3 protein-coding genes are annotated in these 3772 nt (G+C 35.9%); all 3 read right to left on the reverse strand.

All coding sequences use genetic code 11. The features are described from left to right. Positions 1-330: 330 nt before the first annotated feature. Positions 331-414, reverse strand: a complete 84-nt coding sequence (locus V7137_RS30815) for a putative holin-like toxin (protein WP_374226380.1) — start codon at positions 412-414, stop codon at positions 331-333. Positions 415-688: 274 nt separating this feature from the next. After that, positions 689-1639: a sugar ABC transporter substrate-binding protein gene (locus V7137_RS26745; protein ID WP_218349925.1), complete on the reverse strand. Its 951-nt coding sequence runs from the start codon at positions 1637-1639 to the stop codon at positions 689-691. A 23-nt stretch (positions 1640-1662) separates the two neighbouring features. Further along, positions 1663-3732, reverse strand: a complete 2070-nt coding sequence (locus V7137_RS26750) for a PAS domain S-box protein (protein WP_335700886.1) — start codon at positions 3730-3732, stop codon at positions 1663-1665. Positions 3733-3772 lie beyond the last annotated feature (40 nt).

Consider the following 3772-nt stretch of genomic DNA (forward strand, 5'->3'; position numbering starts at 1 on the left):
ACTAAATGTACCATACTTTTTATAAATATTTTCCTTTAGCTTGAATTATGCATTCCAAAGAGCGGTGCTCATGGCATTAAATGAGTGAGTGCACCATAAGAATCGTTCCTATGTTCTCCTTGATTAACACTGTACAATAACCTAATTAATACTCCTACTCTATTTTCTTTTTCCGATATTTTGGTTATAATATATCTATATAATCGCATAGAATAACAAAGACCGCTGGTGCAGGTAATACCAAACGGTCCATGCAATAGCAGGTTCTCTGCAAGGGAATCAGCATAAAGCGGAAGTAATCCACCAAGGGCTGCTATACTCAAGGGTGGATTATTTTTTTTGGTTAAATGACAGAACAGCTACAATCAGGCTTGCAAATCCAATCATAATCATGAATGTTTCAAATACTGTCAATCAGCATCACCCCCTTTCCGAGGGAATGTGCCGACCACCCTTGAGAGAACCTATTCTATTGCTCTTCTATTTTATCATGTAATTCTAAAATTAGGAACATATGTTTTGTTTTTGAAATAAAATAGGTCCATACGTACGAAATTATTCTTTGTTCTACATTGAGTTTGGTTAGAAGTACCTAGGTAAGTTTAGAACAGCTTCTACTTAGTTTTTGGCTTTTTTTCAAGTATCAGGCACCCTCCAAGAATCTGGAAGGTGCCCGACACTCATTTACTCATTTTAACAATTTATTCAGGAAGTCTAATCTCTGCTTTGCATTCTCTTTAATGATTATATCTACACCCGTATCAACGACTTTTTCAACATTTTTACCCTTTGTAATTTTCAATGCTGTTTCAACGCTTAAATATCCCATATCATACGGATTTTGTGCCACTGTACTACTTATCGTTCCATTCTTTATTAAATTCAGCATATCAGGAATTCCGTCTGCTCCAATGACAGGGATAGCAACACCTTGATCCTTCAATGCCTTTATCACAAGTAATGCGGAGATGTCATGTGTGGCAAAGACACCCTTAATATCCGGATGCTCACGCAATATCTTTGTCATTTCTTTTTTTACTGTCTCTGCATCATCCGAATTCCATACTGTTTCTGCCGCTAATATGATTCCTGCATCTTTTAAAGCCATTTTAGCTCCATTTATCCGTTCTCTAAATACTGAGACTGATAAATGTCCACCGATAATGGCAACTTTATTTCCAGGTTGAAGTTGCGAGGCTAAAAGCGAGCCTGCCTTCTTTCCTAGATCAACGTTATCGGTACCGATATAAGAAGTTTTATTTTGCCAAGGATCATCTTGATCTACTAACAATACAGGAATTTTTTTTTGTTTCGTATACCTATCCAATAAAGGTATAACCGTTGAATCAATAGGTGCGACAATTAATACATCTGGATTTTCTTGATAAGTCTTCTCTAATAATCTCCTTTGTTCTCTAGTTGAACCATCAAGTGGTGCGATAACTTTCCCTTCCATACCAAAGTCACTGAACGCTTTTTCAGCACCTGCTTTAACAATTTCCCAATATTGTGTGTCCATATTCTTTAAAACAATAACCACTTTCGGTCTTTCGTCTGCAAATGATTTAGAAATAAAACTTATAATGATAACAGAAATAACTGCTCCACCAAGAATAACTAGTTTTCCATTTTTGAACACTATATCCTCCCCTCTCTTTTAGTTTAAGAATAGTCGGTAGAACTAGGATTTATATTAAATCGAATGGAGAAAGTGGAACCCTCATCGCCCGTTGATATATCAATTTCGGCATGATGTCGTTTTGCAACACTGTAGCAGATAGCCAAACCTAATCCGGTTCCCGTCTCTTTCGTTGTAAAGAAAGGTGTTCCTAATTTTTGTAGTACTTCCGGGCTAATGCCATGACCCTGATCTTTTATTTCTAAAATGACGGCCTGTTTTTCCGTATAAGTCTTAATGGTAAGTTTTCCGTTAGACGACATGGCATCTAGCCCATTTAGAGCAATATTTAAAATAAGTTGACGGATTTCTTTCTGATCTATGAATATATCCGGACACTGATTTAACTCCAGCTTAACATGTTTGCTTGATCGAAAAGCTTCTGCTTGTATTAATGGAGATAAGGCTTCAAGTATCGTATTTAAGTTTTGCTTTTTCTTCACACTGACCTTGTTTTTGGCTAGATTAAGAAATTCCGTGATAATAGAGTTTGCTCTTGTTAATTCGTCTAACATCAAATCAATGATCTCTGCTGATAAATTAGCGCTGTCATTCCTTGATAATTGTAAAAACCCTTGAACAGTAGTCATGGGATTTCTGATTTCATGGGCGATTCCTGCAGCCATCTCACCGATTAAATTCAAACGATCTAAGCGAGACATCTCTTTCTCTAAGTGAACGGTTTCCGTAATATCTGTTAAAACCATGAGCGTACATGGTTCAGGATGGATATCAATCATTTCAGTCGATAATAATCCATCGCGAATATCGCCGTCTTTCGTCTTATAACTAATTTTCTTATTACGAATTTTCAGATCCAGATTAATAGGTTTTCCTGTGGATTCATCGATAAAATTCTTTACATTTATTTTGTGTTTTTCCAACTCTGTCATGCTATAACCAGTAAAATTTAACCAACTAGTATTTACTTCAATAAAGGTTAAATTCTTCTGAGAAAAAATCGCCATTAAACAGGGACTAGATTCAAAGATTTTACGAAATCTTTCTTGGGAACGGTACAGATGGCTGGCGATCCTTTCTCGTTCCTCTATCTCATTTTGAAGTCTCTCATTAGCCCTTATCAGTTCTTGCGTTCGTTTTTCTACTATTTGTTCCATATTATTGTATTGAAGTTTCTTAATCTCCTCTATCTGCTTTCTTTCTGTGACATCCCGAATGCTACATACAAAGAGGTTATGCTTTTCAATGGTGGTTTCACCAATTAGAATATCAGCATGAAAGTGACTTTCATCTTTCCGAACAGCTACCGATTCTATCACCTTTCCTGCGGATTCTTTTATAGAGGATAAGAAAGAAAACGAAGAATCTTGGACATGATCTCCCATCCAAGTTAGAAAAAGCCTCAAAACATTGCCGCCGATTAATTCCTCAGCTCTGTATCCAAACATGCTTTTTATTGCTGGATTCACCGATAAGATAGATCCCTGATCGTCAAACGTAAGGATCGTGTCAACGATGGTTTCACCAATAACTTTAGATAATGCCTCTGTACGACGTAAATTTAGGGTGGTCCTATCTAACTTTTTATTCATCTCATTCAGTTCAACTTTACGTTCTCGATCAGTTTGAATGATATTTTCTTGATGATTTTGGTGTATTTTAACAAATTGTTCAATTTTATACTTCAATGTTTTTGGATTAAAGGGTTTCATAATATAATCAATGGCCCCAACTGAATACCCTTCATACACATGTTCCATATCTAGACTAATCGCTGTTATAAAAATGATTGGAATATGTCTAGTTTTTTCTCTAGCCTTAATAAGCTTCGCTGTTTCAAAACCATTTAACCCAGGCATCTGTACATCCAGTAAAATAACAGCAAAATCTTGTTTTAGCATACATTTTAACGCTTCTTTACCTGAATTTGCGCTAACCAAGTGATAATTGGGAGATGTAAGTACAGCTTTCAATGCTAATAGATTTTCAGGATGATCATCCACCATTAATATATTTACCTTATTAGAATGGGGACTAGTTAACTTTTCGATAGAGTTTTTCTGATGCGTCAAATTCTCTGTAACAGTGTTCATAACTTGTAAATTTTATCCCCTCTCTTATACCCAACCCAAG

Origin of the sequence: Neobacillus drentensis, assembly GCF_036962765.1 — a bacterium.
GTDB classification, from domain to species: domain Bacteria; phylum Bacillota; class Bacilli; order Bacillales; family Cytobacillaceae; genus Neobacillus; species Neobacillus drentensis_C.

Excerpts from the sequence above, each read along its gene's own strand:
- V7137_RS26750 (WP_335700886.1), bottom strand. The coding sequence starts at position 3,732 with ATGAACACTGTTACAGAGAATTTGACGCATCAGAAAAACTCTATCGAA.